Source organism: Nafulsella turpanensis ZLM-10, from assembly GCF_000346615.1.
In the GTDB taxonomy this organism is placed as follows: domain Bacteria; phylum Bacteroidota; class Bacteroidia; order Cytophagales; family Cyclobacteriaceae; genus Nafulsella; species Nafulsella turpanensis.
This window is the reverse complement of record NZ_ANNU01000015.1, coordinates 17,632-32,509: the sequence shown is the minus strand read 5'-3', so window position 1 is coordinate 32,509 and position 14,878 is coordinate 17,632. Positions and strand designations below refer to the sequence as shown.

The following is a 14,878-nucleotide window of genomic DNA, read 5'->3' as shown; positions in this document are numbered from 1 at the left end:
TTATATTTATTCATTAGTTTTTCTTATTTAGTATATCATAGTCCCATTTCGACATGAAGAACAGGCGATTTACCATTGGTAATAAAATATTGCTCGGGTTTTCCATCCTGATAACCATTTTTGCTGCAAACGCTACCTACAGCATCTTTACCATTGACAACAGCGATCAGGCTATCCGGCAGAACAGGGAGGTAGTGGACCCTTCAGTAAATACGCTCAACGAGTTCCGCCACATGGTAACCCGCTCAAAAATGCTGATTACCAACTGGGTGTACATGTTTGGTAATACTGCCGACCAGGCCAAGCTCGATTCGCTCCACCGCTACAATTATCCGGCCTTACGTACCGAACTCGAAGATCTTTCAACAAAGTGGGCTAACCCAAAGCAGCAGGCAGAAATGGACTCTATCCTCCACAGCTTTGATATTGCCCTTAAAACCCAGAAGGATGAGATTATGAACCGACTCACCTCCTTCGAGGATTATGAAGACTCAATGATTAAGTTCCTTGCCGAAGATAACCTTTCGAGCCTTATTCTACCTCAGCTCGATGCGGTGGAACAGCGGCTGGAGGCCCTGGCAAAAGCTAAAGTGGAGGAAAAAAATGAGGCCGACATGGCCCAGATTGCTGCCTTTGAACAGTTAAGCCGCTTTACCATTGTTTTAGGAATTGCCGTTATTGTTATTGGTATCGCCGTAGCCCTGTATATTACCCGCTCTATTACCCGGCCTATTGCTACTATAAAAGATGTAGTGCAAAAGCTGGGACTTGGTATACTGCCCGAAGAAAAAAGCCTCAAGTTTAGCCGCGATGAAATTGGCGAAATGGCCGAAGCTGTTGAAAAACTGGTAAGTGGCCTGCGTTCCACCTCTTCCTTTGCCGAAAACATTGGTAAAGGAAATTACCAGGCCGATTACCAGCCTCTGAGCAAGGAAGATGTACTGGGTAACTCACTCATCGAAATGCGCAACAACCTGGAAAAGGTGGCCGAAGAAGATAAGCGCCGCAGCTGGGCCACCGAAGGTCTTGCTAAATTTGGTGATATCCTGCGCAAGAACAACGACAACATCAGTACCCTCAGCGACATTATCATTTCTAACCTGGTAAAATATGTTAAAGCCAACCAGGGCGGACTTTACATTGTGAACGACGAAAATGAAAATGATAAGTACCTGGAAATGGCCGCCTGCTATGCATGGGATAAGAAAAAGTACCTCGAGCAGAAGGTATATCCAGGCGATGGTTTAACCGGGCAGGCATGGCTGGAGCAGGATACTATTTACCTCACCGACATTCCGGATAATTACATTACCATTACTTCCGGTCTTGGCGAAGCCAACCCCAGCAGCATCCTTATTGTGCCGCTAAAGGTAAACGACGAGGTATATGGCCTTCTTGAAATTGCCTCCTTCAACCTTTTTGCCAGGCATGAAATTGATTTTATCGAGAAAATGGCCGAAAGTATTGCTTCTACCTTGTCTTCCGTAAAAATTAATGAACGCACCCAAAAGCTGCTCGAAGAATCGACAGAGCTTACCGAGCAAATGCGTGCACAGGAAGAGGAAATGCGCCAGAACATGGAAGAGCTGCAGGCTACACAGGAAGAGATGCAGCGTGCACAGCACGACACCCAGGAAAAGGAAAGCATCATCAGCAATACCAATATGATGTTTGAAATGAACAGCCAGTTTAAAATAACTGTAGCCAACAGGCTCGCCTGCCAGACTCTGGGGTACAGCGAAGGCGAACTCCAGAATGTTCCTTTCTCCTCCCTTATTTTATCGGAATGGCAGCTAACTGAAATTAAAGCGGCTCTGGAAGAAAATCTGTCATGGACCGGTGTTCTCCACCTGAAAAACAAAAAAGGAAAAGAAGTGATTGCCAAAATTTCTGCCGGTAAATTAGAAGATCCGGTGTTCCAGAGCGTTAAATACCTGATATTTGCCTCCAACATTTCGGAAATCATTGAGAACCTGGGCACATAACTGGATCATGAATAATAAATATCCTTATGGGATACTGATTTGTCTTTTGCTGGCTGCCTGTGAACCGGGCAGCCAGCAGCGTTTTAAGCGGGATGCACTACTGGAAGAAATGGAAAACCGGGAGCCCAAAAGGCTTACCGAAGCGCAAATTACCGCCCATGCCTTTAAAACAGGACGCACGATTACCAATGAAGCCCAAAACCAGTTAAGCTCGCACCTACAGCGGCTGATCCAGGAGCAGGGAATTACCCCTTCGCAGGCCCTTCAAAATCCCATTATTCGCTCCATTACCGATTCGCTCTCCAAAGCATATCAGGCCGACATTCGCCTGCTCCCAATAGAAATGGCAAGCCCTTCCGACAACCGGGAAGAATTGGAAAAACAGTTACTCGAGGCCTACCAGTATAACCAGGAAAATAACATAGCACTCGAAGATAATGTACAGCCGATGGGGCAGCCTTATTTCCTGTACACCCAGCCGTTTTCTTTACCGGCAGCGGGTCTGCCTGATTCTGATTTCACTGAAGATAATCCCCAGGCAAAGGCACTCATAGGTGTCTGGAGTATTCTTCTATCCCGCCGGGAGCTGGTCAATGCTATGTAAGCTGCCCCTGTAACAGCTAAGTCCGCTGTTCCTGTACTAATGGTTTTAATATTTTTTCCATTTCCTCCGGCCGCTGGGTACCCAGTAGTACCTCCATGCCATTTTTCAGTACCAGCTTAACAGCTCGCCGGCCGCGTACACTGTAGGTGTTTTGCTTCTTTTCCAGCCATGCCCGCTTTTGCCTTACCCGTTCGGTAAACTGCCGGACAGGGTCGAAAGTGAGCGCTTCTACCTCCTGAATATCTTCTAGACTTATTTCCCGCCTGTACCAAACACCCAGCTTTACCCGTACCAGTTCAGGATATATCCATATCTTCAGTACGAGCGAATGGATCAGAAATGGGGCGGCTAACAGCAACAGCAGGGTAGCGCTGTTTAGGCTGTACAGTACCCACTGGGAGGCCTCCGGCCGGCTATAGTAAGGATCTGTTACAAACAGCTGTCCGTAAGAACTGTAAATGACCATTAGCAGCAAAGGAGCGCCAAGCATGATGTAGATTAGCCACAGCCAACGAAGATTGTACCGCTGCTTTTCAAAGAAAAGTGCCTGGGGGGAGGAGCTCATAAGTATCAGGAATTAAATTACCTATATAAGCCTTTTCAGGCCTAAAAGTTTTCATCCTGCCTTAGTGTACATAACTGCCGGCATTTAGGTCGATAGTGGCTCCTGTTGCATGGTCGGCCATACCGGCCGCTAAAAATACCAGGGTCGGGGCAATATCTTCGGGCCGGGTAAGCCGGTTCAGGGCAATGTCATTAAGGGCATAACCTTCTCCATACTGGTCGATAAAATCCTGGGCCATATCGGTGCGTGTAAAGCCAGGGGCAATATTAAAAGCAACGATACCCTCTTTTCCAAATGCTCTTGCAATACTGCGGGTCAGGGATACCATTCCTCCTTTGCTGGAAGCGTAAGCCATATATTCGGCGGTATCTCCTCTAAAGGCTGCGCGGCTGCTGATATTGATAATGCGTCCTCCACCGCGGCTCTTAAAATGTTCCACGGCTTTTTTACATAGAATAGCCGTAGCGTTTAAGTTCACCATCATGGTGTGGCCCCAGTCGTGCAGCCATTCTTCATCGTTTTTATCAATCGGGCTGCTAATGGCCACACCGGCATTGTTAATGAGCACATCGATGGTACCAAAACCTTCCCGTACTGCCTCCCACAGCTGCAATGGCCCTTCGCCGGTACCTAAATCGGCCCCAAAGGCTTTACTGTTATTACCAATTCGTTTTACCAGGGCCTCTGCCGCTTCTTTATTGCTGTTGTAATGTACGGCTACCCGGGCGCCACTGGCAGCCAGAGCCTCGGCTGCCGCCCTTCCGATTCCGCGGCTGGCTCCTGTCAGTAAAATATTCTTGTTTCGAAGGGAAATTTCCATAGGTATACTTTTCTTCTTTAGGTATCAGGTTTAATTGAACAGAAGGGAAAAATAAAGATTTCTCTACGCTTATAAAGATTTCTCTACGCTTATAAAAACAGCACAACTCTTATCTTCTTTCTGTTTCGGACAACCATAATTATCATTAAAAATGTCCTGTGCAAAAAAGCTTCTTCCCTCCGCCTCCGAAAATAAGCTTTGCCAGCCACTTTTGTTCAGTATTCGCGGCTGTTCCTGGTTTCGAGCAGCTGCCATTCCTGCAGTAGCCTTTTGCTAACGGGCCCGGGCTTTCCGTTGCCAATCTGCTGGCCATCGACCTGCACCACCGGCATAATTCGCTTGGTCGTTCCGGTAATAAATGCCTCCTCCGCCTCCGGTAAAATGGCAAGCGGCAGGCTTTCTTCCTTTACCGGAATACCTGATTCTCGTGCTATCCGAAGTGTCTCGCCACGGGTAACACCTGCCAGCACTTTAGGCAGGGGAGCTGTTATGAGTACTCCTTTTACCACAACGAAAAAATTGCTGCGGCTGCACTCCAGCCATTCACCATTCCAGTGGTAAAGCAGTTCTGTGGCACCAGCCGCCTCCACTGCCGGCCACTCTCTTACCGCTTTCAGGTAATTGGTAGTTTTTACCTCCGGCATATCGCGCAGGTATTCTGTACTGATGAGCTTTACTCCCTCGGTATAACTGCGCTCGTCGGGCAGTACCGATTTCTCGATCCGAATGATAAGATTAGGTGTTGAAGGGGTAAAAGTATTTTCGGAATAGCCACCGGTAAGCAGGAGCCTGACACCACTTTCCGACCGGCCATTAAGTTTAATCAGCTCCAGAATAGTAGCTTCCAATTCTTCATCTGAAAGATTAAGCTCCAGCCGGAGGTCTTTGCCTGAACGTCTGAAGCGCTGCAAATACTGCCGCATCAGAAAGGGCTTTCCTTCGTGGGTGCGGAAATAATCGAAAATGCCGTACCCCCGGAAGAGCCCGAGGTCGCTTAGCTGCAGCGCCTCCTCTGTGGAGGAAACAATTCGGTTATTTATAAAAAAGTAGTGGCCTGAGAGGGGAGTGGGGGAAGAGGTGCTGTTCATTTACTTTTAAAGATATGGCAGTCTGATACATCGGCTTTCAAATGGCTCCTTGTTGTTAGGCCGGGACCATCTGACAATGGTATAATTTTAGGTAAAAAGTGGCTGTAAAGCTATGGTAAGGCAGTAAATAATTTTTAGAGGTGCCCAAGGGCATAAAATTATGCTGGGTGTCGATCCCTTAGAGTGGGAAGTTTAAAGGATTCGCTTTTCCCTTTTTAACAACTGGTAAAATTCATCTCTATAAGTATATCCTACCGGAATGAGCTTATCATTGAATCCGGCTTTCCAGGGAAAAAGACCGCAGGTCTTCTAACAAGAAAAAACGGCCCTTTTTACCAGGTGCCGGTTTTTGCTTTATTGAACCATTCACCGAATTTACCCCTCCTGCCAATTCTAAAAGAAGAAAAGGAAGTACAGGAACATTCCTACCCATAGCACATCAATAAAATGCCAGTAGGTAACCAGTATGCTCAGCTTTATCTTCTGGTAAGGATTTGTAACCATAATAAGACCCTTTACCGAATCGTTTGCCACGCGCGAAACTTTTATAAAGTGGTGCGTCATAAAAAAGATACCGCCCACCAGGTGCAGAATATGAAGTCCTGAAATTATGTACAGGTAAGCTCCGCTGCTGTAGCCTGTAAGACTGTAGCCCGATTGCTCCAGCTGATGCCAGCCCCAGTATTGGCTAAGCGTAAAAATAAAACCCAGCATGGCCGTAATGCCAATCAGGTTTCGCAGTTTTTTAAACTCTTCATTCTTAAATGCCCTTAGAAACTGGTTAACAAAGAATGATGAAAAAATAAGAACGATGGTGCTGAAAATAAAAGCCTCGGGCATGTGGAAACCGGGCATTTCCGTTCCCGATTCCTGGTAGGTAGCGGTAAAAGCAATGAGCATAAACAGGAAAATAAGGCTACTCCCGAAGATGGCCAGGAAGAGAAGCATTTTATGCGGATGAAGCTTTTCTATCTTCTCAAAGGTAGTGATTCGTCCGGTATCGGTTATTTTACGATTATGTGAAGGCTGCATGCGTATAATTTCTAAAAGTATCCATAATAACGTTTTCCGGCAGTAAATACTTATCTATTACACCTCATTATCAGCTAACTATAATTTATGCGTTTGATATGGAGCAATACGCAAAAAGGTGAAGAAGGAAAGCTTTAACTACCTGTGCTTATTTTTACTTTATCTCCACCGCTTTTGTTGCGCTTGGGCTTACAATAAATCCTTACTCTTCCATTTTTATCTCCAAAAGCCAGTCTCAGTTAAGTTTTGATTTCAATAAGGCAGGCTTTTGGGCCTCATCGAAGCTCTCTTGAAGGAGAGTATTAGTGCTATTGCCCGGGAAGAGGCTGGAGGATATGTGCAAAGTTTAAATTTGTCGTTCAACAAAGCGGTTTTAAACGAGGCCTAAAAGCTTCAGCAGCAGAAAATTTGCAGCTATCATAACAGCCGCCTGCATTTTCTAAACTAATTTTACCTATCCGGAATTATACCACTAAGAGAATCTTAAATTCAGTGCTATTTTGACAGTACAAGACTTTATTACTTTATATACCGAAGACAGCCTCCTCAAAACCCTGGCCGATTCCCTCAAAACAAAGAAGCATCGTTGCCTCCAGCTCAAAGGCCTGCGGGGCAGCCTCGATGCAGTAATATCAGCATCCCTGCACCGCATCAACGGGCAAACCAGTCTGTTCGTCATGCACGACCGCGAAGAAGCGGCCTATTTTGTGAATGACCTCCAGAACCTGATTTCTCAAAAAGAGGTGCTGCTTTTCCCTTCGTCCTTTAAGCGCCCCTACGAATTCGACGAAACAGAAAATGCCAATATTTTAATGCGGGCCGAAATCCTCAACCGCATCAATCAGAAAGCTGCCAATGGAGAACTCATTGTTACCTACCCGGAGGCACTTACCGAAAAAGTAATAAATAAGCGCTCTCTTACAGAAAATACCTTTACCGCTAAAACCGGGGAGCTGGTCGATACGGAATTTCTGGCCGAGCTCCTGCAGACTTACGATTTTGAGCGAACCGATTTTGTATATGAAGCCGGCCAGTTTGCTGTGAGGGGTGGTATTATCGATGTGTATTCTTATGCTAATGAGCTTCCTTACCGCATCGAGCTCTTCGGCGACGAAATAGAAACCATCCGTACCTTCGACCCTGTTAGCCAGCTGAGCATCGACCCGGTGGAGCAAATCAGCATCATTCCCAACGTACAAACAAAGCTTCTGCAGGAGGAGCGCCAAAGCCTGCTCGAGTTTCTGCCGCGCGATACCAACATTTTTTTTAAAGATTACCAGCAAACGATAGATGTACTGGACAAGTCCTTTGCCAAAGCCAGCCAGAATTTCGAAAACCTGATGCAGGCCTCCGGCGATACCCAGGTGGTGATGAGCCCGGAAGTGCTCTTCGAAACCTCCGAAGAGTTTAGCCAGAAGCTGCAGGACTTCGTACAGATAGAATTCGGCAACCGCTTTTATTTTACTGCCGACCGGGAAATACAGTGGGAAGCAGAACCACAGCCGAGCTTTAACAAGAATTTTGAGCTCATGGCCAAAAACCTGGAAGAGCTGCAGGAGGGAGGCTTTACTAATCTGCTGGTCGCTGAATCGGCCAAGCAAATCGAGCGGCTCACCACCATTTTTGAAGAAGTAAATCCTTACCTGAAATACCAGGGCCTCAATATTTCGCTCCGCGAAGGCTATGTTGATAAGCTGCTAAAAATAAGCTGTTATACCGATCATCAGCTGTTCGAGCGATTCCATAAATACCGCAGCAAGAACAAGTACAGCAAAAGCAAAGCCCTTACCTTAAAAGAACTGCGCAGCCTGCAGCCCGGCGACTTTGTTACCCATGTCGACCATGGCATTGGCAAATTTGCAGGACTCGAAAAAGTCGAAAATAATGGTAAGCAGCAGGAGGCTATCCGCCTGATATACCGCGACGATGACCTGGTATATGTAAGCATTCACTCCCTGCACAAAATAAGCAAGTATACCGGTAAAGAGGGTGTACCCCCGCAAATCAGCAAGCTGGGCAGCCAGGACTGGGAAAATAAAAAGAAGCGGGTTAAGAAGAAGGTCAAGGATATTGCCAAGGACCTTATTGAGCTCTATGCTAAGCGGAAGGGTGCTCCCGGTTTTGCCTACAGCCCCGATGGCTTTTTGCAGGCCGAACTCGAAAGCTCCTTTATTTATGAAGATACCCCCGATCAGGCCTCCGCAACTTCTGATGTAAAGGCCGATATGGAACAGCCTCACCCCATGGACCGCCTCGTGTGCGGCGATGTAGGCTTCGGTAAAACCGAAGTGGCCATAAGGGCCGCTTTTAAAGCTGTAAATGAAGGAAAACAGGTAGCAGTACTGGTGCCCACCACTATTCTGGCCATGCAGCACTACCGCACCTTTGCCGAGCGCCTGTCGGAGTTTCCTATTCGAACCGAGTATATAAACCGATTTAAAAGCACCAAGCAGGTAAAAGATATCCTCCAAGGCCTGAAAGAGGGAAAAGTAGACATCCTCATCGGCACCCACCGCATCGTTAATAAAGATGTGGAGTTTAAGGACCTGGGCCTGATGGTGATTGACGAGGAACAAAAATTTGGCGTAAAAGTAAAGGAAAGGCTCAAGGAGATGCGGGTGAATGTGGATGCGCTTACCCTCACCGCCACCCCTATTCCGCGTACGCTGCACTTTTCACTGATGGGGGCCCGCGACCTGAGCGTAATTGCCACACCGCCGCCCAACCGGCAGCCCGTTACTACCGAATTGCATTCTTTTAACGAAGAGGTTATCCGCGATGCCATTAGCTTTGAGCTTCGAAGGGGAGGGCAGGTATTCTTCGTTCATAACCGCATTTCCGATATCGATAGCATTGCCAGCCTTATTCTCCGCCTTGTGCCCGACGCCCGCGTGGTAGCCGCGCACGGGCAGATGGATGGCAGCAGGCTCGAAAAAATAATGGTACAGTTTATCGAGGGCGAATATGATGTACTGGTGTCAACCAACATCATCGAGTCGGGTCTCGACATTCCCAATGCCAACACCATTATAATTAATCGGGCGCATATGTTCGGCCTTTCTGACCTGCACCAGATGCGGGGCCGCGTTGGTCGCTCCAACAAAAAAGCCTTCTGCTATCTGCTTACTCCGCCAACCTCCACCTTATCGGCCGATGCGCGTAAGCGCCTCAGTACCCTGGAGGAATTCAGCGACCTGGGCGATGGCTTTAAAGTTGCCATGCGCGACCTCGACATTCGAGGGGCGGGCAATTTATTAGGAGCAGAGCAGAGCGGCTTTATCTCCGACCTTGGATTCGATATGTACCATAAAATACTCGACGAAGCCGTTCAGGATTTAAAAGAAACAGAATTTGCAGCCCTCTTTGAGCATGAGTTGAAAGAAAGTGCAAAAGTACTGGTGCAGGACTGCAACATTGAAACAGACCTTGAAATTCTGATTCCGGAAACCTATGTGGCCAATATTACTGAAAGGCTGGCTCTTTACTCCAAGCTCGATAACCTCAAAAATGAGCTGGAACTGGGCAAATTCATCGATAACATGCGCGACCGTTTTGGTCCGCTGCCCGAACCGGTAATAGATCTTGTGGAAACGGTGAGGCTCCGCTGGCTTGCCGAAAAATTAGGTTTTGAAAAGCTGATGCTTAAAAATGAAAATATGAAAGGCTATTTTGTTTCTTCGGAAAATGAAGAATTTTTCAAGTCGGAAACTTTTGGCCAGATTTTAAGGTATGTACAGATGCACCCGCGCAAATGCCGGATGAAAGAACATAAGAAAAGACTCATCCTTACCGTTGAAGATGTATTAGGTGTGGAACAGGGAATGAATATTTTAAAATCGATGTTACCTGCCTGATTGCTTTCTAAGAACCTAATACCTAAATGAATAGGGTAAGGACCACTGCTGATTAAAAGAACCACATTTAATCTTACATCAACAGCATTAATTTATAGTTGCAGTGTATACTTGTAAAATAGAACCGCTGCTTTTTCCGTTATTAAAAAAATACAGATGCTCCTGCAAAAATAAACAGTTGTGTGGAGCGGGGTATTTGAATTAAAAAGAGCAATACCTTACATAGAAAGTAAAATTGGCCTATTTAAATTTAAATATTAGGTAATTTGGTTCAAATTTGTCACTAAAGTCACTATTAGTGGTTTTGAACAACAGGTTGTTATTTTGTTAAAACTTTGTGTGAATAAATAGTTAAGTGTTATGACTAAAATTGTGAGCGTGTTCAAGGGCTTGTCGAGCGTTCTGTGCGGCATTGCTATACTCACCTCTTGTGGCAGTAATAAGCCGGATGCTGTCAACCCTGGCCTGGCAAGTACCACTACCGGGCTGGAATATAACGAGGATGGAGGATTCCAGGTGACAGATTTCCAGGGGCAGCCTGCTGCTCCTAACATGGTGTTTATTCAGGGTGGCCGTACTACATTAGGCTCTTTTGAAGAAGATATCCTTAACTCGCGCGATAACCTTGAACGGACTGTTACCGTCGCTTCCTTTTATATGGACGAAACGGAAGTAGCCAACGTTCACTGGCTGGAGTATCTGTACTACATTCAGTTAGACTCTTCCCGCGAATTTTATGAGTCAGCCCTGCCCGATACTACTGTTTGGGCAAAAGAACTCGCGTTCAACGACCCCTATGTTGAGCATTACCTTCGCTACCCTGGCTTCCGCTACCACCCGGTGGTAGGTGTTACCTGGCTACAGGCGAATGACTATACCAAATGGCGTACCGCAGTGGTAAACCAGAAGCTGGCCGAAGAAAATGGTCTTGAAGATATTCCGGAAACTGCCGGCGGTCGTATTCCGCTTGAAACCGGTGTTGTACTGCCCGACTTCCGCCTTCCTACCGAAGCTGAATGGGAGTATGCTGCACAGGCTTTAATCGGAACTCAGTGGCTCGACGAAAACCAGACGCACAAGAGATTATATCCATGGGATGGCCACTCTCTCCGTAATCCTTACGGAAAAGAAATGGGCTACTTTCTCGCTAACTTTAAACGTGGCCGTGGTGACTATGCGGGTATTGCCGGTAAGCTGAACGACGGCGCCATGATTACCGCCTATATCTACGAATATCCACCAAATGACTTTGGTCTGTACAATATGGCCGGTAACGTAAACGAATGGGTGCAGGACGTGTACCGTCCGCTTTCGTTCCAGGACTTCGACGACCTGAACCCGGTCCGCAGAGATGGCTATATGGATAGTGAAGAAATGTATGATGCAGAAGGCTTCAACTCACTTATTACCGACGAAGTAAGAGTATTTAAAGGTGGTTCATGGAAAGATGTAGCCTACTGGCTATCTCCAGGTACCCGCCGCTTCCTCGAGCAGGACTCTGCAACAGCTACCATTGGTTTCCGTTGTGCCATGATTAGCGCCGGCGCCAATTACTAAGAGAATCTAATTTATAGAGAGAGCTCCTGAGGTACTTCCTTCAGGAGCTTTTTTTATGCCACTGCAATAGCCCCTACACTTAATTCTTTACACCCCCCTTCCAGCAGAGCGGTGGCACAGGCTTCCAGGGTAGCACCTGTCGTTACTACATCATCCACCAGCAAAATGCGTTTTCCCTTCACTTTTTCCTGCTCCGGAACGTCAAAAATAGTTGCAACATTTAACCACCGATCCAGCCTGCTTTTTCGGGTTTGGGTACTGCTAGCTTCTTTCCTTATTACCCAATCGGTGGTGTAAGGAATTTCCAATACCTCCGACAGGCCTTTCGCAAATTCTTCGCTCTGGTTATACCCGCGCTGGCGCTGTTTCTTCGGGTGTAGAGGAACAGGTATCACTACATCAAAAGCCTCTCCGTAGCCTTTCTCCTGAAGCCGACCTCCAAACTGCCGCCCAATCACTCGCCCTACTTCCGGATAATTTTTATACTTAAGAAACTGCAGCAGCTTTTGGGTGCTCCCCGACTTCTGGTAAAGCAGATAAGATAAAACAAAGCGCACAGGAAGTACGGCCGAAAGCTTTTGCGCCAAAACCTCATTCCGTTGCTCATGCAGGTGTGAGTGGGGAAGGGACGCCAAACAATGGGTGCACATGAATTTTTCTCCCTGCACCAATGTTCTCTCACACAAAAGGCAGAGGGGCGGAAAGAGAAGGTTCACAAACTGTCGGACAACATCCTGCATGGGGTGTAAGCTTTTTAACAGTTTCACGTGGAACAAAAAGAGAGGTTCCGAATGTGGATCAGTTTTTGGCTGATTGCCCGGCAGGGGCTAGGCATCCATTTCGCTATCGGCTATATTTGCCAAAAAAGATATTATGAGCATCGTAAACGACTTTAACGAATACCGCAGCCGCATGAACGAACGTATTATGGCTGCCGATAACAAGGTAATTAAACGCCTTTTTAACCTTGACACTAATACCTATGCAGAGGGAGCACTCGATACTAAAACCAAGGAAGCTATTGGCCTTGCATGTTCAATGGTGCTCCGCTGCGATGATTGCGTTCGCTATCACATCGGAAAGTGTAAGGAACTAGGCTATACCACTGAACAGATGTTCGAGATTTTCTCTATTGCCAGCATAATAGGAGGGACCATTGTAATTCCTCACCTACGGAGGGCAGTAGAATACTGGGAGGCCCTGGAAGAGGAGGAGAAGAAAAATGATTAAAAAAGATCTTGAACTGGAGCGGCAGTGGAACCGGCTGCTCCAGCATTTAGCCGATACCATTGGTAAAAAGCCTGCCGACCTGAATGGTGTGCTTTTTTTAATAGGCGTACAGGAACTGGGAAGAGGACGACATACTTTTACCAAAGAACAGAAGCAGGACCTCATGCACATCGCCATCTGTAAGGTGCTAAGCTATTCCGGCTTTTATGAACTGGAAGGGCTCGACGAGCAGGGCTGGCCTCACTGGCGGCCTACTCAAAAGCTTCCTCATTTCGATATTCTGGACCAGGAAAAACTCCTGAAAATGCATGTGCTGGAATACTTTGAGAAAGAAATGGAGTGGGACCTGGGACTTAACCTTAACGATGGCGAGTGACTCCTACCTGCCGGCACATCTTTTCTACCGGGCAGGTAGAGCAGTGGGGGAGGCGGCCGGTACAGATATGTTTACCAAAAGGAACCAACAGACGGTTAATGGTAATCCAGTATTTCTCCGGTAGCTTTTTTTCCAGAGCCTTCATCGTCTTTTCTGGCGTAGGCGCTTCTATATAGCCCCAGCGGTTGGTTACCCGGTGTACATGAATATCCACTCCTATATGTGCCTGCCCTGCCGCAATTCCTAAGGCCAGGTTAGCACATTTTGGACCTACTCCTTTAAATGCGGTGAGTGTTTCGAAATCAGCCTTCAGCTCTCCTCCGTGCCTTTCCACTATTTCGGTAGCAATGGCTTTAATCTGGTAACTTTTTGCTTCGGCAAAGGTAGCGCCATGCAACGCGGCGCCAATTTGTTCCGGGCTCAGCTGCTGCATGGCTTCAGGTGTCCGGGCCAGCGAAAAGAGTTTCTCAGCAGTAGGAATGGTTACTTCATCGAAAGTGCGGATGGAAATGATACAGGCAATTAACTGCTCAAAAAGGGAAGTGAAGCCCTGCTCGTACAGGTCAAACAGCGCCGCCTTCGGGTAAGGCGCTACGGCCTTTTCAATCTGTTCAAGGGCTTTATCAATATCGAAAGGTGCTTTATCGCTTGTGCTCATGGTGCTGGTACTTTAATCAGGCAACCCATAAAACAGCAAGTGGTTCTGGCAAAGCCCGGCTCTCCATATAAAAATTGTACAACTAGTTAATAATCTGTTGGTTTTATAGCTTCTGTCACTTCAAAAGCTTGTACTTTTTCTGCTTTTGCATTAATTTATCTCCCTCTTTGGCTACCATGTTGCCAGGCTGGCTTACACGGTTCCTTGCGCTCTGGCGCAGCAGGAAGAGTAGAGAAAGGAAAAGCTTAAAAATCAGCTGTATATTGCAAGCCGAAAAACTGATAATGAAATGAACCAGAAGGCCTTGTACTTCTGTATTTATGTGGTATGAAAATAATCTCTTATAATGTTAATGGCATCCGTGCAGCCATGCAAAAAGGCTTTGTAGACTGGCTGGCAGATGAAAAACCAGATATCCTTTGCCTGCAGGAAACCAAAGCCTCACCTGAACAGGTGGAGCAGGAGCCATTTAAGGAACTGGGCTATCAGCTTTACTGGATGTCGGCAGAAAAAAAAGGCTACAGCGGGGTGGCTATTTTCAGTAAACAGGAACCCAAAAATATTTACTACGGCTGCGATATGCAGCTCTACGACTGCGAAGGAAGAGTACTTAGGGCCGATTACGATGATTTTTCGGTAATAAGTGTGTACATGCCCTCCGGCTCGAGCAGCGATGGACGCCAGGCATTTAAAATGCAGTGGCTGGCCGATTTTCAGGAGTATACAGAACAGCTGAAAAAGGAAATTCCAAACCTTATCATCAGTGGCGATTATAATATTTGCCACCAGGAGATAGATATACATGATCCGGTCAGGAATAAAAACTCCTCCGGCTTCCTTCCGGAAGAACGGGAGTGGTTCAGCCGTTTTGCCGCCTCAGGATTTACCGATTCGTTCCGCCACTTTAATCCTGGCCCGCATCACTACAGCTGGTGGAGCTACAGAGCCGGAGCCCGAAAAAAGAACAAAGGCTGGCGGATTGATTACCAGATGGTCAGTGACTCTCTGAAGAACAGGCTAAAGCATGCCTCTATTCTGCCGGATGTTGTTCACTCTGACCACTGCCCTATTGTGCTGGAGATAGAATGATAAAATAGGACTATATTTAC

At 46.8% G+C, this 14,878-nt stretch carries 13 protein-coding genes; 7 read left to right on the top strand and 6 right to left on the bottom strand.

Going from position 1 to position 14,878, the window contains the following annotated elements; genetic code table 11:
* Window positions 1–53: 53 nt before the first annotated feature.
* Together F752_RS0106965 and F752_RS0106960 are read left to right on the top strand one after the other, a co-directional pair.
* Window positions 54–1,985 (top strand): GAF domain-containing protein, encoded by a 1,932-nt coding sequence (locus F752_RS0106965; protein ID WP_040664447.1) that lies wholly within the window; start codon window positions 54–56, stop codon window positions 1,983–1,985.
* 7 nt (window positions 1,986–1,992) lie between these two features.
* Window positions 1,993–2,589 carry a hypothetical protein gene (locus F752_RS0106960; RefSeq protein WP_017731008.1) on the top strand — a complete coding sequence of 199 codons (597 nt, stop codon included), beginning with the start codon at window positions 1,993–1,995 and terminating at the stop codon, window positions 2,587–2,589.
* A gap of 16 nt (window positions 2,590–2,605) precedes the next feature.
* Here F752_RS0106960 and F752_RS0106955 read toward each other — a convergent pair whose 3' ends face one another.
* From F752_RS0106955 to F752_RS0106930, 4 genes are all read right to left on the bottom strand, one after another.
* Entirely contained in the window at window positions 2,606–3,154 is a 549-nt protein-coding gene (locus tag F752_RS0106955) for a hypothetical protein (RefSeq protein WP_017731007.1), read from the bottom strand.
* Between the two features lie 61 nt (window positions 3,155–3,215).
* Window positions 3,216–3,974, bottom strand: a complete 759-nt coding sequence (locus F752_RS0106950) for an SDR family NAD(P)-dependent oxidoreductase (protein ID WP_017731006.1) — start codon at window positions 3,972–3,974, stop codon at window positions 3,216–3,218.
* A gap of 215 nt (window positions 3,975–4,189) precedes the next feature.
* On the bottom strand, window positions 4,190–5,062 hold the full coding sequence (locus F752_RS0106940; protein ID WP_017731004.1) for an aminotransferase class IV: 873 nt from the start codon (window positions 5,060–5,062) through the stop codon (window positions 4,190–4,192).
* Between the two features lie 393 nt (window positions 5,063–5,455).
* Entirely contained in the window at window positions 5,456–6,094 is a 639-nt protein-coding gene (locus F752_RS0106930) for a cytochrome c oxidase subunit 3 (RefSeq protein WP_017731002.1), read from the bottom strand.
* 500 nt (window positions 6,095–6,594) lie between these two features.
* Between F752_RS0106930 and mfd the strand changes: the two genes are divergently transcribed.
* Together mfd and gldJ are read left to right on the top strand one after the other, a co-directional pair.
* Entirely contained in the window at window positions 6,595–9,948 is a 3,354-nt protein-coding gene (mfd, locus tag F752_RS0106925) for a transcription-repair coupling factor (RefSeq protein ID WP_017731001.1), read from the top strand.
* 360 nt (window positions 9,949–10,308) lie between these two features.
* A complete protein-coding gene (gldJ, locus tag F752_RS0106920) occupies window positions 10,309–11,505 on the top strand; it encodes a gliding motility lipoprotein GldJ (RefSeq protein WP_017731000.1) in 1,197 nt (398 codons plus the stop codon).
* A 53-nt stretch (window positions 11,506–11,558) separates the two neighbouring features.
* Here the strand turns inward: gldJ and F752_RS0106915 are convergent, their stop codons facing one another.
* Complete coding sequence (locus F752_RS0106915; protein WP_026135575.1) at window positions 11,559–12,245, bottom strand: amidophosphoribosyltransferase; 687 nt, start codon at window positions 12,243–12,245, stop codon at window positions 11,559–11,561.
* A gap of 133 nt (window positions 12,246–12,378) precedes the next feature.
* Between F752_RS0106915 and F752_RS0106910 the strand changes: the two genes are divergently transcribed.
* The gene (locus tag F752_RS0106910; RefSeq protein ID WP_017730998.1) at window positions 12,379–12,735 is read left to right on the top strand and encodes a carboxymuconolactone decarboxylase family protein; all 357 of its coding nucleotides are present in this window, start codon (window positions 12,379–12,381) and stop codon (window positions 12,733–12,735) included.
* Window positions 12,728–13,111: a hypothetical protein gene (locus F752_RS0106905; protein ID WP_017730997.1), complete on the top strand. Its 384-nt coding sequence runs from the start codon at window positions 12,728–12,730 to the stop codon at window positions 13,109–13,111. Before F752_RS0106910 ends, F752_RS0106905 begins: the two co-directional genes overlap by 8 nt.
* Here the strand turns inward: F752_RS0106905 and F752_RS0106900 are convergent.
* The gene (locus tag F752_RS0106900; protein ID WP_017730996.1) at window positions 13,095–13,769 is read right to left on the bottom strand and encodes an endonuclease III domain-containing protein; all 675 of its coding nucleotides are present in this window, start codon (window positions 13,767–13,769) and stop codon (window positions 13,095–13,097) included. The two genes, F752_RS0106905 and F752_RS0106900, sit on opposite strands and share 17 nt — an antisense overlap.
* Window positions 13,770–14,096: 327 nt before the next feature.
* Between F752_RS0106900 and F752_RS0106895 the strand changes: the two genes are divergently transcribed.
* The gene (locus F752_RS0106895; protein ID WP_017730995.1) at window positions 14,097–14,858 is read left to right on the top strand and encodes an exodeoxyribonuclease III; all 762 of its coding nucleotides are present in this window, start codon (window positions 14,097–14,099) and stop codon (window positions 14,856–14,858) included.
* Window positions 14,859–14,878 lie beyond the last annotated feature (20 nt).

Bases quoted from the DNA above. Each gene is read 5' to 3' on its own strand.
- F752_RS0106905 (WP_017730997.1), top strand. From the start codon at position 12,728: ATGATTAAAAAAGATCTTGAACTGGAGCGGCAGTGGAACCGGCTGCTC.
- F752_RS0106930 (WP_017731002.1), bottom strand. From the start codon at position 6,094: ATGCAGCCTTCACATAATCGTAAAATAACCGATACCGGACGAATCACT.
- F752_RS0106895 (WP_017730995.1), top strand. From the start codon at position 14,097: ATGAAAATAATCTCTTATAATGTTAATGGCATCCGTGCAGCCATGCAA.
- F752_RS0106960 (WP_017731008.1), top strand. From the start codon at position 1,993: ATGAATAATAAATATCCTTATGGGATACTGATTTGTCTTTTGCTGGCT.
- F752_RS0106900 (WP_017730996.1), bottom strand. From the start codon at position 13,769: ATGAGCACAAGCGATAAAGCACCTTTCGATATTGATAAAGCCCTTGAA.
- F752_RS0106950 (WP_017731006.1), bottom strand. From the start codon at position 3,974: ATGGAAATTTCCCTTCGAAACAAGAATATTTTACTGACAGGAGCCAGC.
- F752_RS0106915 (WP_026135575.1), bottom strand. From the start codon at position 12,245: ATGCAGGATGTTGTCCGACAGTTTGTGAACCTTCTCTTTCCGCCCCTC.
- F752_RS0106955 (WP_017731007.1), bottom strand. From the start codon at position 3,154: ATGAGCTCCTCCCCCCAGGCACTTTTCTTTGAAAAGCAGCGGTACAAT.
- F752_RS0106940 (WP_017731004.1), bottom strand. From the start codon at position 5,062: ATGAACAGCACCTCTTCCCCCACTCCCCTCTCAGGCCACTACTTTTTT.
- gldJ (WP_017731000.1), top strand. From the start codon at position 10,309: ATGACTAAAATTGTGAGCGTGTTCAAGGGCTTGTCGAGCGTTCTGTGC.
- F752_RS0106910 (WP_017730998.1), top strand. From the start codon at position 12,379: ATGAGCATCGTAAACGACTTTAACGAATACCGCAGCCGCATGAACGAA.
- F752_RS0106965 (WP_040664447.1), top strand. From the start codon at position 54: ATGAAGAACAGGCGATTTACCATTGGTAATAAAATATTGCTCGGGTTT.